Consider the following 13,164-nt stretch of genomic DNA (forward strand, 5'->3'; position numbering starts at 1 on the left):
GGCTTCGCAGTCAACGGCTCCACGCGACTGGTAGCCGTTTGATGCCATGAATGAACTGTGACAGCAACCGTGCCGGCTCCTCGGTCGCGACGACGTCAGGCATTTGCCGGCGCAATTCGTCGAATACAACTCTGATTTCACGGCGGGCCAGGTTTGCGCCCAGGCAGAAATGGGCACCTCCACCACCGAAGCCGACCTGCGGATTGGGGTTGCGGGTCACATCGAACGTCCAGGGATCGGCGAACTTCTCCTCATCGCGATTCGCCGAGCAGTACCACAGGGTGACCTTGTCGCCGGCCGCCATCTTGGTGCCCCGAAGGTCGACGTCCTGGCTCAACGTTCGGCGCATATAGACCACCGGCGAAGCCCATCGCACGATCTCCTCGACCGCGGTCGCGGCCAAACCGTCGAAGTCCGACCACCACTTGGCACGCTCGTCGGGGTAGCGCGACAGCGCCAGCATTCCGTGACTGATCGCATTGCGGGTGGTTTCGTTGCCGGCGACCACCAGCAGGATGAAGAACATCGCGATCTCCGACGAGGACAACCGCTCGCCGTCGACCTCGGCTTCCACCAGGCTGGTCGTCAGATCGCCGTGGTGGTTGACCCGACGATCATCGGCCAGCGCGGTGGCGTAGCCGCCGATGGCCATCGAAACTTGAAGGAACTCATCGAAATTGGTAGTCAGGTCGGGGTCGCCGAACCCGAGAATCACGTTCGTCCAATGAAAAATTTGCTCGTGGTCTTCTTCGGGAATCCCCATCATGTCGCAGATGATCTGCAAAGGCAGCGGGCCGGCGAGCTCGCTGACCAGGTCGGCTTGCCCGTCGGGATGGTTCTCGATCATGGCTGCGACCAACCGGTGGGCCCGCTCCCGCACCGAGGCTTCGATGCGGGCGACCACCTTCGGGGTGAACGCCCTGCTGACAATCGAGTGCAGGCGCTGGTGGCGCGGATCGTCGAGCACGATCATCGAGCCGAAGTATTCGGCCAGCTCCGGTGTCTGATCGTGGATCACGATGTTGGGACTGGAATGAAAGATTTCCGGATGCCGACTGGCGAAGTGGATATCGTCGTGCTTGGTCAGCGCCCAGTGCCCCTTGCCCGCAGTGAGTCCGGCGAGTTCGATCGGGGGCCAGAAGGAGATGGGGGCTTCGCGGCGCAAGGTCGCGAAAGCGCCGTCGCGGAAGTCGTCATCGCGTCCCCAGAACTCCAGCGAACCAAGTTCGATGTCGGCCAGTGGGACTTCCGGTGGCGGTGTCCCGTTAACCTGAGGCAGCAGGCCGGTGTTGAGGTTCGTGCTGAGGTCCATCGTGCTTCTCCTACGTCTCCGCTTCGTCGTTGAAGGGGTGACACTGGCGAGCTTAAACCGCTGGCGGCGACAACGTGGCGGTGCGGAGCCACCGCATGCGGTGGGTCAGTGTGTGCACACGGTGTGTCCGGGCGTTCCGGTCCCGGTCTGCTCGGTCACCACGCTGCCGTCAACCAGAATCCTGCAGGTAATGCTGCCCTGCCCTTGGGCGCTGAGCACGAAAACCTGCCCGCCGAAGGCGGTGAACTCCGACGACCAGGGCAGGTTGATGTTGGTCGCTCGCTGCTGGCCCTTGGCGGTTTGGTACGAGACGAACTCGGCGACGCCCGGGCCGCTCACTTCATAGCGGACCTGCTGAAACGGGTCGGCGTTCGCCACGCCGCAGGTGGCTGCGACGCCGACACCGATAGCGAGCAGAATCGCCGGTCCGCTGAGACGGCGCATGGGTCTGGCTGCCAATCGACTGGTCATGGTTTTCCATAGTGTCATCAGGTAGGACGGCATGTAAGTGGTTTGTTGGGCTCCCGCCCCGCCGGCACGAGTGCGTTTGGTGCCCGAGAACAGCGAGCGGACTCGTTGAAGACCCAAATGTGAGCCCTGATGCTAGATGTCGCCCCCGATCGCGCGTAGTGCGACGTAGTCAGGGAGGTGGCCGTTTATGTCGCAAAGTGGCGGGAAACGAGTGGTCGTCTGGGGCACCGGCTTCGTGGGCAGGATGGTGATTCCCGAAATCGTCAAGCATCCATTGTTTGAGCTGGTGGGTGTTGGTGTCAGCAATCCTGACAAGGTGGGGCGCGACGTCGGCGAAATCTGCGGACTTTCCGAGCCGGTGGGAATCAGCGCCACCGACGATGTCGACGCGCTGATCGCGCTGCGGCCCGACGCGCTGGTGCATTACGGCCCGACGGCGATGCACGCGCAGGACAACATCTCACTCATCACGCGCTTCCTGCGGGCCGGCATCGACGTCTGCTCGACCGCAATGACGCCGTGGATCTGGCCGACGATGCACCTGAACCCGCCGCAGTGGATTCAGCCCATCACCGAGGCTTGCACGTTGGGGGAGTCGTCGTGCTTCACCACCGGCATCGACCCGGGATTCGCCAACGACTTGTTTCCCATGACCCTGATGGGTTTGTGTTCGGAGGTCCGGCGTGTGCGGGCCTCCGAACTGCTGGACTACACGAACTACGAGGGCGATTACGAAAAAGAGATGGGCATCGGCCGCGAGCCCGAATTCAGCCCGATGCTGGAAAACCGCGACGTGCTGATCTTCGCGTGGGGCGCCACCGTGCCGATGATCGCTCATGCCGCCGGGATCATGCTCGATGAGATCACTACCACCTGGGAAAAGTGGGTGACCCCCACCGAGCGCAAGTCGGCCAAGGGCCTCATCAAAGCGGGCCACGTGGCCGCGGTGCGGTTCACCATCAATGGGGTCTATCAGGGCGAAACCCGCATCCAACTGGAACACGTCAACCGCATCGGCCACGATGCCGCGCCGGACTGGCCCTCCGGCCACGACGACGACGTCTATCGGGTGGATATCGAAGGAACTCCCAGCATCTTCCAGGAGACCGCGTTCCGGTTCACCGACGGTTCCGGGCGAGATCCAGCCACCGCCGGGTGTCTGGCGACCGGCATGCGGGCGCTCAATGCGGTGCCTGCCGTCAACGACTTGCCGCCGGGCTGGGTCACCGCGCTCGACCTGCCGCTGATTCCAGGCGCGGGCACAATCCGTTGACCTGCGTCGATTGCTTGGCGTTGAAGTGCTTATACAGCTGGCGCATAGCTGGCGCAGAGATTGGCTATAGGTTCTATCGACAGAATTTGAGTTAGGCGGGTGGCGTGCCGCCGGACATGGGGACTTACTAGATGGCAGAGGGAGCACGGCCCGCGCTGGGTCTATCGATCGGTGCCACCAATCTGGCGGCGGTAACCGCCGATAGCGCCATCCTGCGAAAGCCCGTACTGACGCTGTACCGACAGCGTCCACCCGAGATCGGACTGCCGTCGGAGAACCCGAGGCTGGATCAGTCCGGTTTGGTGATCAGCGACTTCGTGGACCGCGTCGGGGACCAGATCGGCATCGTCGCGGCCGACGGGTCGGTGCATCGCAGCGAGGCATTGGTGGCCGATGCGTTGCGGGCGTTGACATATACGGCCACCGGAGGTCACACCCTGCGCGCCAGTACCGCAGTCGCCTATCCCGCTCACTGGACCACGAGCGCGGTAGACGCATTGGGCGCCGCATTGGGCCGGGTTCCGGAATGGTCGCCGGCGGGGCAGCCTCTGCTGCTGATCCCGGACGCCGCGGCGGCGTTGTTCGCCGCGCGTGCCAACCCTGGCATCCCGGCCCGCGGCGTCGTCGCGGTCTGCGATTTCGGTGGCAGCGGTACCAGCATCACGCTAGCCGACGCCTCCGGCGAATATCAGCCCCTGGGTGCAACGGTGCGGCACCCGGATTTCTCCGGCGATCTGATCGATCAGTCGCTGTTGACCTACGTCATGTCCGAGATGCCGGCGACGGGTTCTTTCGATCCGTCGGGGACCTCGGCGATCGGCTCATTGAACCGGTTGCGCGCCGAGTGCCGCCAGGCCAAGGAGCAGCTCTCCCTCAGCACGGTGGCCACGCTGTCTGACGCGCTGCCCGGGGTAAGCGGAGAGGTTCGGCTCACCAGGAACGAGTTGGACGAGACGATCCGCGATTCGCTCGATGGATTTGCCCGCGTTGTCGAACACACGCTGCAGCGCGCCGGCGTCCCCGCCGCGGACCTGGTCGCCATCGTCACCGTCGGTGGTGGCGCCAATATCCCGTCGGTCACCACAACGCTGTCGGGGCGCTTCGGCGTACCGGTGATTACCGCACCCCGCCCGCAGCTGACAGCCGCGACCGGCGGGGCGCTGCGGGCTGCCCGGGGACCGGGTGATTCCAGTGCGACGGTGTTGACCTCAGCGGCACCGATGACCCAGACCGCGATGGCGCCGCTGGACCCAGACGTCGGGGCGGTCGCGGCGGCCGACGCGCCGGTGTCGGCGTTGCAGCCCGCTTTGGCATGGTCGGAAGCCGACGACCAATCCCGGGCGATGCCGGTGGTTGGCGACGATTATTCGGGGGCTTCCGGCTACACCTCCGCGCGGCCCCAGCTGACCTTTGAAGAGAATGCCCGGGCGGAGCCGGCGCCCAAGTCCGTGGTGATCCCGTGGTACCGCCTGCCCGGAGTAATCATCGTCGCAACGGTGGTTGCGGTGCTGCTCGTCGGCGCCGCGGTCGCGATCGCGCTGAGCTCCGGAGAACAGCCGGCGACTCGCTCGCCCGAAGCGACCACGTCCCCGCCCACCTCGGCCCCCGCAGCCGTGCCACCGGTGACCGATGCCGGAACTTCCGCGCCCGCGCCGTCCACTCAGCCACCTGCCTCCCAGGAGCCGGCGCCGCCGCCGACACAGCAGGCGCCCCCGCCGCCGTCGACCGAGGCACCGCCGCCCTCAACCACACAAGCCCCGGTCACCACCCAGCCTCCGGCCACCACCGAGGCGCCGCCGGCAACCACCCAGCCGCCGGTCACCACCGAGGCGCCGCCCACCACGCAGGCGCCGGCGACACAGCAATTGCCCACGCCGCCCCCGATCCCGCCCATTCCCCAGATTCCGCCCATCCCGCAGATCCCGGGAATCGGTTTCCCGCAGGTGCCGCAGGTGCTGCAGATACCTCAGGTGCCTCAGGTGCCGGGAGTTCCCGGGTTCGGCCAAGTCATCGCGCCGCAGGTCATTGCGCCGCAAGTAATTGCGCCCCAGGCGGCAAACGGTCAATGAGGTGAGCGACCGCCCCGCGGCGTTCAGCTGGCGGCATCCTTGAGGACGCGCTCGTTGTAGGCCTTGTCTTGGGCGTAGTTTTCTTCGGCGCTCCACTCGCCGGTCCCGTCGGCCTTGCCTGCTGTGGCGACGTCTTTGGCCTTCGCCGCTGGGGCGTTCCGGTCACCGGCGGCTTTGGGGTCGCCGTTTTCGTCGAGCCAGTCGTTGACCGCGGTCCCGGTGATGGTCTTGCCGGAACCGGGTAACACCAGCGTCGGCCGGTCCTCATAGGCAGTCATCATCTCGGCGGCCTTGTCGTGGGCGCCTTGGTCCGGCTCGATGTTGTCGCAACGATCCGGCTCCTCATGTTGGTCGGCCGGCTGATCTTGGGCTGCAGTCATGGCTCTTGCTCCCTGCGCAGTTAGTTGCGGTTGTGACCGACCCTCTGCTCCGGTTACCCATCCCGGTGCCGGGTCGAAACGCGCGCTACCGCGATCAGGCGCGCTTGGCAAGCACCAGCGATGCCAGCGGAATCCGCATCGGCTCGGGCTGGCTTGCCAGCCGGTCGGCGACGGAAGCCTCCAGCTGCTCGATGAACGCGGTTGCGCGAGGGTCGCCGGTCCCGCAGTCCAACGCGGCCGCGAGTGTGGGGAACAATGCCGCCCGGGCGAAGCCGGCCCACTGCGCTCCGAAAGCCTCTGCGTCGCCGTCTGATTGGAAGGCGGCCCAGAACCGGTCCTCGGCGTTGAACACGTCGAGCTGCTCGATGGTCAGACCCTCGAACCAGCCGCGCGGCGCAAACGGAGCGCGTAGGTCCTTTTCGGCCCGGGCGACCACAGGTATCGCCATGCGTCGCAGCTCTTCTGGGCGCAGCAGCCTGTCGCGCACCTGATCGTTGAGCGCCGCCACAAGCGCGTCGTTCATCGGTCGATAGCCGAAGTGGCCGTGTTCGTCGAGCGCCATTGTCAGCACCACCAATCGCCCGCCCGGACACAGCTCCCGCCCCCGGAAGGCAAGAAAGTCTTGCCAATCCGTGGCGGCCTGGTGCGTGTATGCCGCGCGCGCTCGCTCGTCTTTGCTGTAGGCGACTTGCACGTGATCGGTGAGTTCCGGCGCCCCCGCGGGGATTCGGCTAAGCCATTGGAACGCCCATGAACTCCAGCCCAGGCTCACCGTATTGCTGGGCAGGATCTGGGTATAAAACGACCTGCCGACTGCCGATGCGAAGCTCGCCGAGTCATGGTGCAGGTAGCTGTCCGGGTCATCGGCCAAGGTGCGGAACAAGGCAGTGACATCGTTGTCCGGTACATCGGTGTGCGCCACCATGATTGCGCGATCTTCGCGGATGCGCCGGCGAAGTGCGTTGATCGCGGCCATCATGGGCTTGAGTGAATTGTGGCCGGTGGCCACCCCATAGTCGGCGATGACGACCGGTTGCGGTGCATCGGGCAGCGGCACGGTTTGGGCGGCCTTTTCGAACAGCGTGATGGCCGGCGACAAGCCCGCGGCCTGTAGTCTTGACGACTGGCTGTAGGTCGCACTTTCCATTGGCGCCGGCCGGACCACCACACTTGACTCCGGCAGCCTGATCTCCCGTGGCATGTCAGCTCGACGTGGGGTAACCGACACCCGTGAGACGTTCGGAAACCTCCCAAAGGCGTTGGTAGTCAGCGTCATTGCCAGCACGAGCGGGCACCTTGGCCGCCCTCACACCGCCACCGGCCGCCTCATAGAAGCCCCGCGGGCCGTAGAAAGCACCGCCCTCGGCCTGCGGTGTAACGGCGGCGTAGAGCGCCGGCAGGATCCCGTCTTCGATTTCTTGCCAAAGGAACGGAGCGAAACGCCATGAGGTGGTGTAGAACCGCTGCATCAGTGCCGGCTTCTCCCGCCCATGCGAAGGCCCGCTGATCTGCAGGTTGGTCTTGGTCAGTCCTGGGTGCGCCGCGTTGGACATCACGCCCCAACCCGCCGCCCGGCTGCGACGGTCCAGCTCGCGCGCGAACATCAGCACCGCCAGCTTGGATTGACCGTATGCCGTCATCGCAGCGTATGACTTCTCGAACTGCAGGTCGTCAAAGTGGATACGGCCACGCCGGGCCGCCAGGCTGCTCAGCGATACCACCCGCGCGCCTTGCGCCGCGCGCAGCAGCGGCAGCACGTGCGCGGTCAGCGCGAAGTGTCCGAGATGGTTACTGCCGAACTGCAATTCGAAGCCGTCGGCGGTGGTATCACGTTCGGGCGGAGTCATGACGCCGGCGTTGTTGATCAGGATGTCGATCGGGCGGCCCTCGGAGTTGAGCTGGTCACCCAATGCGGCTACCGACGCCAGCGAGGACAGATCGAGCGCTTTGATACTCAACTTGGCATCGGGCACGGCACTGCGGATCTCCTCGATCGCCGCCTCGCCCCTGGCGCGGTTACGGATTGCCATCACCACATCGGCGCCCGCCGCCGACAGCCGTCGGGCCAGCCCAAAACCCAACCCGCTATTGGCTCCGGTGACTATCGCGAGTTTTCCGGACAAATCGGGCACGGTGGCGATGAGATCGCTGGCCATGCGTATCACTCCCTTTCCGGTGTTGCTGTCCAGTGTGCGCTTTTCCCCGCTATCCGCGAGTCGGAGCGGCATGCTTTAGCCCATGGTCCCGCACCCGAGAGCGCTCCGGCGGCGTGCTTTCGGGTGGACGGCAGCATTGGCCCTCGGCACGCTACCCGCGCTCGCTTTCCCGGCGCCATCGTGGTGGTGGTTGGCCTGGTTCGCGCTGGTGCCGCTGCTGCTGCTGGTGCGGGCAGCGGCGACGTCCGGCGATGGTGCGGTGCGGGCCGGTTGCGGTGTTGCCGGCTTCGTGCTGGCCAACCAGTACTGGTTGGCCGCCAGCATCGGCCCGCTGCTGGCGTTGTTGGCTCTCGGAATGGGCGCGTTGTGGTTGCCGTGGGGTTGGGTTGCGCACCGCCTGCTGTCGGCACCGCTTTCCGCCGCCCGCGCGGCTGGGGCACTGCCGTCGTACCGAGCGCCTGGGTGGTGGCAGAAGCGGCGCGGTCCTGGCCGCCATTGGGCGGTCCGTGGGCGCCGCTGGGTGCGTCGCAATGGAACCAGCCCTACACGCTGGCGTCGGCATCGGTGGGCGGGGTGTGGCTGACCAGCTTTCTGGTGATGGCCGTCAATACCGCCATCGTGGCCGGCATCGTGGGCCGAGGGCTGCCCCGGCTGGTGCTGCTGGGCTGCGCGGTGGCGGGGGTGGGCCTCGGACCGCTGTGGTACCTCGTTGGCCCAGCTCCCGCTGCGGGTCCGGCGATTCGGGTGGCGCTGGTGCAGCCGGGCCTCATCGCCGACTCGGCGGCCCGCCAGGCGGCCAGTGAAGAACTGACCGCCGGCTTGGTGGGTCAACGGCCGGACCTGGTGGTCTGGGGGGAAAGCAGCGTCGGCCACGACCTGGCCGACCATCCCGGCGACCTGGCCCGGCTGGCGGACCTGTCCGCGCGGGTTGGCGCGGATCTGCTGGTCAATGTCGATGCGTGGGCACCGGGCGGGGGCATCTACAAGTCGTCGGTGCTGCTCGGTGAGCACGGCGTGGCGGGCAGCGACCGCAAGACCCGTTTGGTGCCGTTTGGTGAATACGTTCCGCTGCGGCGGTTGGTTGGCTGGATCACCCAGGGCACCAAGGCCGCCGCGGAGGACCGGCGGCGGGGAACCGGCCCGGTGGTGCTGCATGCCGGACCGCTGGCCATCGGAGCGCTGATCAGCTACGAGACGACGTTTTCCGATCTGGCCCGACGCGAAGCGCTGCTGGGCGCCGAGTTGTTGGCATTCCAGAGTTCCACCTCGTCGTTTCAAGGGAGTTGGACGCAGCCGCAGTTGGCCAGCCAACCCGCGGTGCGTGCCGTCGAAGTGGGGCGACCCGCGGTGCACGCCGGGTTGTCCGGTGACAGTTCGGCCTTCGACGCCCGGGGACGCCGGCTGGCGTGGTGCCCGTCGGACTTCGCGGGCGTGACGGTGGTCAGCATCGAGCTGGGTTCGCGCGACACGCTGTATCGACGACTGGGGGATTGGGTGCCGGTGACGGCCCTGGTGGTGCTGGCGGGATACGCCGGCTCAGCTGGGCTTCGCCGCTATCGAATGCGTGACACACTGCGTGCATGACTAGCAGACGGGTCGCCAAGTTTTCGCTGACCGTCGCCATCCTCACGTTGGTGGTGTCGGTGGCCGGCTTCATCGTCACCCTGGTGCTCAACGCGTTCTTTCTGGACAAGTACGACGCGTACGGCGAGGTGGCGATCCCCGGTTCGGGCAGCGTGCATTTGCCGGCCGGAGATGTCACCGTCAGCCTGCACACGCTGGTCATCGGCGGCACCAACGGCGTTGGCCTGCCGGTGCCGCCGTTGGGGATCTCGATCAGTCCGCCCGACGGTGTACCGCAACCGGAGGTAACCGAAAGTATCGGCAGCACAACGACGGTCAACAACGACGCCCACGTACGGGTATGGATGGTCCGCGTTCCCGTCGAGGCCACCTACCGCGTCACGACCGACCGTGAGGTCGGCGGATACATCAACCCCCGGCTGCAGGGCTCCGGCGTTGTTGATTAGCAGGCTTGTGGGCTGGGTTGATGATCTTTGGTGCCGCGCTATTGGGGCCGGAGTGTAGGCACGGGCTATCTGGAGAACGATCGAGTTGGTTACTGTTCGTCGTTGGTCTGGAGTTGCTCGTGCCTACCGTTTCAGTATTGCCTGTGTCGTCGGTTCCAGAGGTGTTCGACCGCTGGAGTCCTGGTGAGCGCAGCGAGCTCATCGGATCGGAGTTTCTCGATGTGTTGGCCTCGGTGCCAGACCCGAGGGACCCACGCGGTCGGAGGTATTCGCTGATGGCTTTGTTGGCGATCGCGGTTCTGGCCACTGCCGCGGGGATGCGCGGCTATGCTGGTTTTGCCACATGGGCGGCCACCGCTCCCGATGATGTGTTGGCCCAATTAGGGGTCCGGTTCCGGCGGCCCAGTGAGAAGACCTTCCGTGCTGTTTTGTCTCGGCTAGACCCCGCCGACCTCAACGCCAGGATGGGCAGTTACTTCACTGCACACGTGGCCAGCAGCGACCCCAGTGGATTGGTGCCGATCGCGTTGGACGGCAAGATGCTGCGTGGTGCTTTACGCGCCAAAGCGACAGCCACGCATCTCGTGTCGGTGTTCGCCCACCGTGCCCGATTGGTGCTCGGTCAACTCGCTGTCGCCGAGAAAAGCAATGAAATTCCCTGCGTACGTGCCCTGCTCACGCTGCTGCCGGGTAGCTTGCGGTGGCTGGTCACCGTGGATGCGATGCATACCCAGGTCGTCACCGCGAAGTTGATCTGCGCCACCTTGAAGTCGCACTACCTGATGATCGTCAAGTCCAACCAAGCCAAAATACTTGCGCGTATCACCGCGCTGCCCTGGGCCGAGGTGCCCGCAGCCGCTACCGACGACTCCCGCGGCCACGGCCGTGTCGAGACCCGCACCCTGCAAATCATCACCGCTGCACGAGGAATCGGCTTCCCCTACGCAAAACAAATCATCCGGATCACTCGTGAACGCTTGATCACCGCCACCGACCAGCGCAGCGTGGAGGTGGTCTATGCCATCTGCAGCCTGCCGTTCGAGCACGCCCGCCCTACCGCGATCATGACCTGGATGCGTCAACACTGGGGAATCGAGAACAGCCTGCACTGGATACGCGACGTCACCTTCGACGAAGACCGTCAAAGGGCACATACCGGAAACGGCGCACAGGTCCTAGCAACGCTACGCAACACCGCGATCAATCTGCACCGCCTCAACGGCGCCGACAACATCGCCGAAGCCTGCCGGATCACCGCTTTGACCGCCAACCGCCGCCTAGACCTCCTCAATCCACAATTCCCCAGCTCACAAGCCTGCTAATCAACAACGCCGGAGCCCTGCCCCCGGCTGGCGTTCGGGCACCAGAATTCGTATGGCTGGTTGGTGTGGGTTTTCGTCGCCATGTTCGGCGTCGGGCTGATCGACTTGGTGCTTTCGGTGGTGTGGTTGAGCCGCAGCCGTCCGGCCGCATCGGCGTCGCCGGCCAGCCCCTACTTTGCTGAAGCACCCGTCCTGGCTTCCCACCCCAGCGATCCGCCCAGGACGGCCTACGAGCCCAGCGACGACGGGATCAGGCTGGAGCGGCTCAAGACGCTGGCGGCGTTGCGCGATTCGGGGGCGCTGACCGAGGAGGAATTCCAGAGCGAGAAACGCCGGATCCTCGACGGCAGATAGCCGGCGTCGCGCGGGCGCGTGGCTTGCTAGCCGATCTCGGTGAGCGTTTGACCTGTTGCGCCCTAGTGGCCGCGGGCCACCCATTCTTCGTAGTGCACGATTTCGTCGCCGATGGTGGTGCTGTCGCCATGGCCGGTATGCACGACGGTGTCGCCGGGCAGCTTGCCCAGCCGTTCGGATATCGACTGCAGGATGGTCGGGAAGTCGGAAAACGAGCGTCCCGTCGCGCCGGGTCCGCCGCAAAACAGCGTGTCCCCGCTGAACACCACATCCAGCTCCGGGGCGTACCAGCACACCGATCCCGGGGAGTGGCCCGGAGTGTGCAGTGCGCGTAGCTCGGTACCGCCGACCCGCAGCGTCTCAACGTCAGAGACAGCGCGAAAGTCCTTGTCCGGATGGGTCATCCGCCACAGCATCTCATCGCCGGGGTGGAGCAGCACCGGAGCGTCGAGTGCCGCGCCGAGTTCGGGAGCCACCGTCACGTGGTCGTTGTGGCCGTGGGTGCACACCACCGCAACCACATTGCGGCCGGCGACCGCCTCGATGATCGGAGCCGCCTGATGGGCGGCGTCGAAGACCACCACATCGGAGTCGTCGCCGACCAGCCAGATGTTGTTGTCGACTTCCCAACTGCCGCCGTCGAGTTCGAAGGTTCCGTGGGTCACCACCCGGTCGATGTGAACCACTACAACACCACCACCGAGCGCAGCACCTTGCCGGCGTGCATCTTCTCGAATGCCTCCTCGATACCGCCCAGACCGATCTGCTCGGAAACGAACTTGTCCAGCGGAAGCCGGCCCTGCAGGTAGAGGTCGATCAGGGTGGGGAAGTCGCGCTCGGGTAGGCAATCGCCGTACCAGGACGACTTCAACGCGCCACCGCGGGAGAAGAAGTCCACCAGCGGCATGTCCAGCCGCATGTCGGGGGTGGGAACCCCCACCAGGACAACGGTTCCGGCCAGATCGCGAGCGTAGAACGCCTGCTTCCAGGTTTCGGGCCGGCCGACCGCGTCGATCACCACGTCGACCCCAAAGCCGCCGGTGAGGTCCTGGATCGTTTCGACGACGTCGAGTTCGCGGGCGTTGACGGTGTGGGTGGCGCCGAAGGCGCGCGCCCACTCCAGTTTGGTGTTGTCGGTGTCGACGGCGATGATCTTCTTGGCTCCGACCAGTGCTGCACCGGCGATGGCGGCATCACCCACGCCGCCACAACCGATCACCGCGACGGTGTCATCGCGGGTGACGCCACCGGTGTTGACCGCGGCGCCCAGTCCGGCCATCACCCCGCAACCCAACAGGCCCGCCACGGCGGGGTCGGCCGCGGGATCAACCTTGGTGCATTGGCCGGAGTGCACCAGCGTCTTGTCGGCGAATGCCCCGATGCCCAGTGCCGGGGTGAGTTCGGTGCCGTCGGTCAGTGTCATCTTCTGCTCGGCGTTGAACGTGTCGAAACAGTAGCTCGGCCGGCCCCGTTTGCAGGCCCGGCACTGGCCGCACACCGCACGCCAGTTCAGGATCACGAAATCGCCTGGCTCCACGTTGGTTACCCCGGGCCCAACCGCTTCGACCGTGCCCGCGGCCTCGTGGCCCAACAGGAACGGGTACTCGTCGTTGATGCCGCCCTCGCGGTAGGTCAGATCGGTGTGACAAACGCCGCAAGCGCTGATATCGACGACGGCTTCGCCGGGCCCGGGATCCGGGACGACGATGTCCACCAATTCAACGGGTTCGCCCTTTTTCCGGGAAATTACGCCGCGCACTGTCTGACTCATGGCCTCTAACCTACTGTTCGGCATTC

General features: G+C 65.7%; 12 protein-coding genes and 2 pseudogenes. 7 read left to right on the forward strand and 7 right to left on the reverse strand.

From position 1 onward, the window contains the following. Positions 1–10: 10 nt before the first annotated feature. The gene (locus tag SHTP_RS09790; protein ID WP_096370466.1) at positions 11–1,312 is read right to left on the reverse strand and encodes a cytochrome P450; all 1,302 of its coding nucleotides are present in this window, start codon (positions 1,310–1,312) and stop codon (positions 11–13) included. 105 nt (positions 1,313–1,417) lie between these two features. Continuing rightward, positions 1,418–1,756: an MmpS family transport accessory protein gene (locus SHTP_RS09795; RefSeq protein WP_012395006.1), complete on the reverse strand. Its 339-nt coding sequence runs from the start codon at positions 1,754–1,756 to the stop codon at positions 1,418–1,420. Positions 1,757–1,970: 214 nt separating this feature from the next. On the opposite strand from SHTP_RS09795, the gene SHTP_RS09800 reads away from it, so the two are divergent. Both SHTP_RS09800 and SHTP_RS09805 read left to right on the forward strand, forming a co-directional pair. Further along, complete coding sequence (locus SHTP_RS09800) at positions 1,971–3,056, forward strand: NAD(P)H-dependent amine dehydrogenase family protein (RefSeq protein WP_015356278.1); 1,086 nt, start codon at positions 1,971–1,973, stop codon at positions 3,054–3,056. Between the two features lie 131 nt (positions 3,057–3,187). Beyond that, positions 3,188–5,125 (forward strand): Hsp70 family protein, encoded by a 1,938-nt coding sequence (locus SHTP_RS09805; RefSeq protein ID WP_096370467.1) that lies wholly within the window; start codon positions 3,188–3,190, stop codon positions 5,123–5,125. 23 nt (positions 5,126–5,148) lie between these two features. Here SHTP_RS09805 and SHTP_RS09810 read toward each other — a convergent pair whose 3' ends face one another. The 3 genes from SHTP_RS09810 to SHTP_RS09820 form a co-directional block, all read right to left on the reverse strand. After that, complete coding sequence (locus SHTP_RS09810) at positions 5,149–5,505, reverse strand: hypothetical protein (protein WP_096370468.1); 357 nt, start codon at positions 5,503–5,505, stop codon at positions 5,149–5,151. 94 nt (positions 5,506–5,599) lie between these two features. Next, complete coding sequence (locus SHTP_RS09815; RefSeq protein ID WP_096370469.1) at positions 5,600–6,706, reverse strand: class I SAM-dependent methyltransferase; 1,107 nt, start codon at positions 6,704–6,706, stop codon at positions 5,600–5,602. Position 6,707: 1 nt separating this feature from the next. Further along, complete coding sequence (locus tag SHTP_RS09820; protein WP_096372407.1) at positions 6,708–7,661, reverse strand: SDR family oxidoreductase; 954 nt, start codon at positions 7,659–7,661, stop codon at positions 6,708–6,710. Positions 7,662–7,743: 82 nt separating this feature from the next. Between SHTP_RS09820 and SHTP_RS29765 the strand changes: the two are divergent. The 5 genes and pseudogenes from SHTP_RS29765 to SHTP_RS09840 all read left to right on the forward strand — a co-directional run. Continuing rightward, a pseudogene (locus SHTP_RS29765) lies at positions 7,744–7,968 on the forward strand (apolipoprotein N-acyltransferase); the annotation flags it as partial. Positions 7,969–8,036: 68 nt separating this feature from the next. Beyond that, complete coding sequence (gene lnt / locus SHTP_RS09825) at positions 8,037–9,245, forward strand: apolipoprotein N-acyltransferase (protein ID WP_265338831.1); 1,209 nt, start codon at positions 8,037–8,039, stop codon at positions 9,243–9,245. Beyond that, positions 9,242–9,691: a hypothetical protein gene (locus SHTP_RS09830; protein ID WP_231991346.1), complete on the forward strand. Its 450-nt coding sequence runs from the start codon at positions 9,242–9,244 to the stop codon at positions 9,689–9,691. The genes lnt and SHTP_RS09830 overlap by 4 nt, the downstream gene beginning before the upstream one ends. Positions 9,692–9,810: 119 nt before the next feature. Then, on the forward strand, positions 9,811–11,013 hold the full coding sequence (locus SHTP_RS09835; protein WP_420811867.1) for an ISAs1-like element IS2404/ISMul1 family transposase: 1,203 nt from the start codon (positions 9,811–9,813) through the stop codon (positions 11,011–11,013). Positions 11,014–11,034: 21 nt separating this feature from the next. Beyond that, positions 11,035–11,367 (forward strand): annotated as a pseudogene (locus SHTP_RS09840) (SHOCT domain-containing protein); the annotation flags it as partial. A gap of 62 nt (positions 11,368–11,429) precedes the next feature. On the opposite strand, the gene SHTP_RS09845 reads toward SHTP_RS09840, so the two are convergent. Both SHTP_RS09845 and SHTP_RS09850 read right to left on the reverse strand, forming a co-directional pair. Next, positions 11,430–12,053, reverse strand: coding sequence for an MBL fold metallo-hydrolase (locus tag SHTP_RS09845; protein ID WP_012394998.1), 624 nt, complete (start codon positions 12,051–12,053; stop codon positions 11,430–11,432). Further along, positions 12,053–13,138 carry an S-(hydroxymethyl)mycothiol dehydrogenase gene (locus tag SHTP_RS09850; protein ID WP_011739474.1) on the reverse strand — a complete coding sequence of 362 codons (1,086 nt, stop codon included), beginning with the start codon at positions 13,136–13,138 and terminating at the stop codon, positions 12,053–12,055. The genes SHTP_RS09845 and SHTP_RS09850 overlap by 1 nt, the downstream gene beginning before the upstream one ends. Positions 13,139–13,164: the final 26 nt, after the last annotated feature.

This window comes from Mycobacterium ulcerans subsp. shinshuense (genome assembly GCF_002355775.1).
Lineage (GTDB): Bacteria > Actinomycetota > Actinomycetes > Mycobacteriales > Mycobacteriaceae > Mycobacterium > Mycobacterium marinum.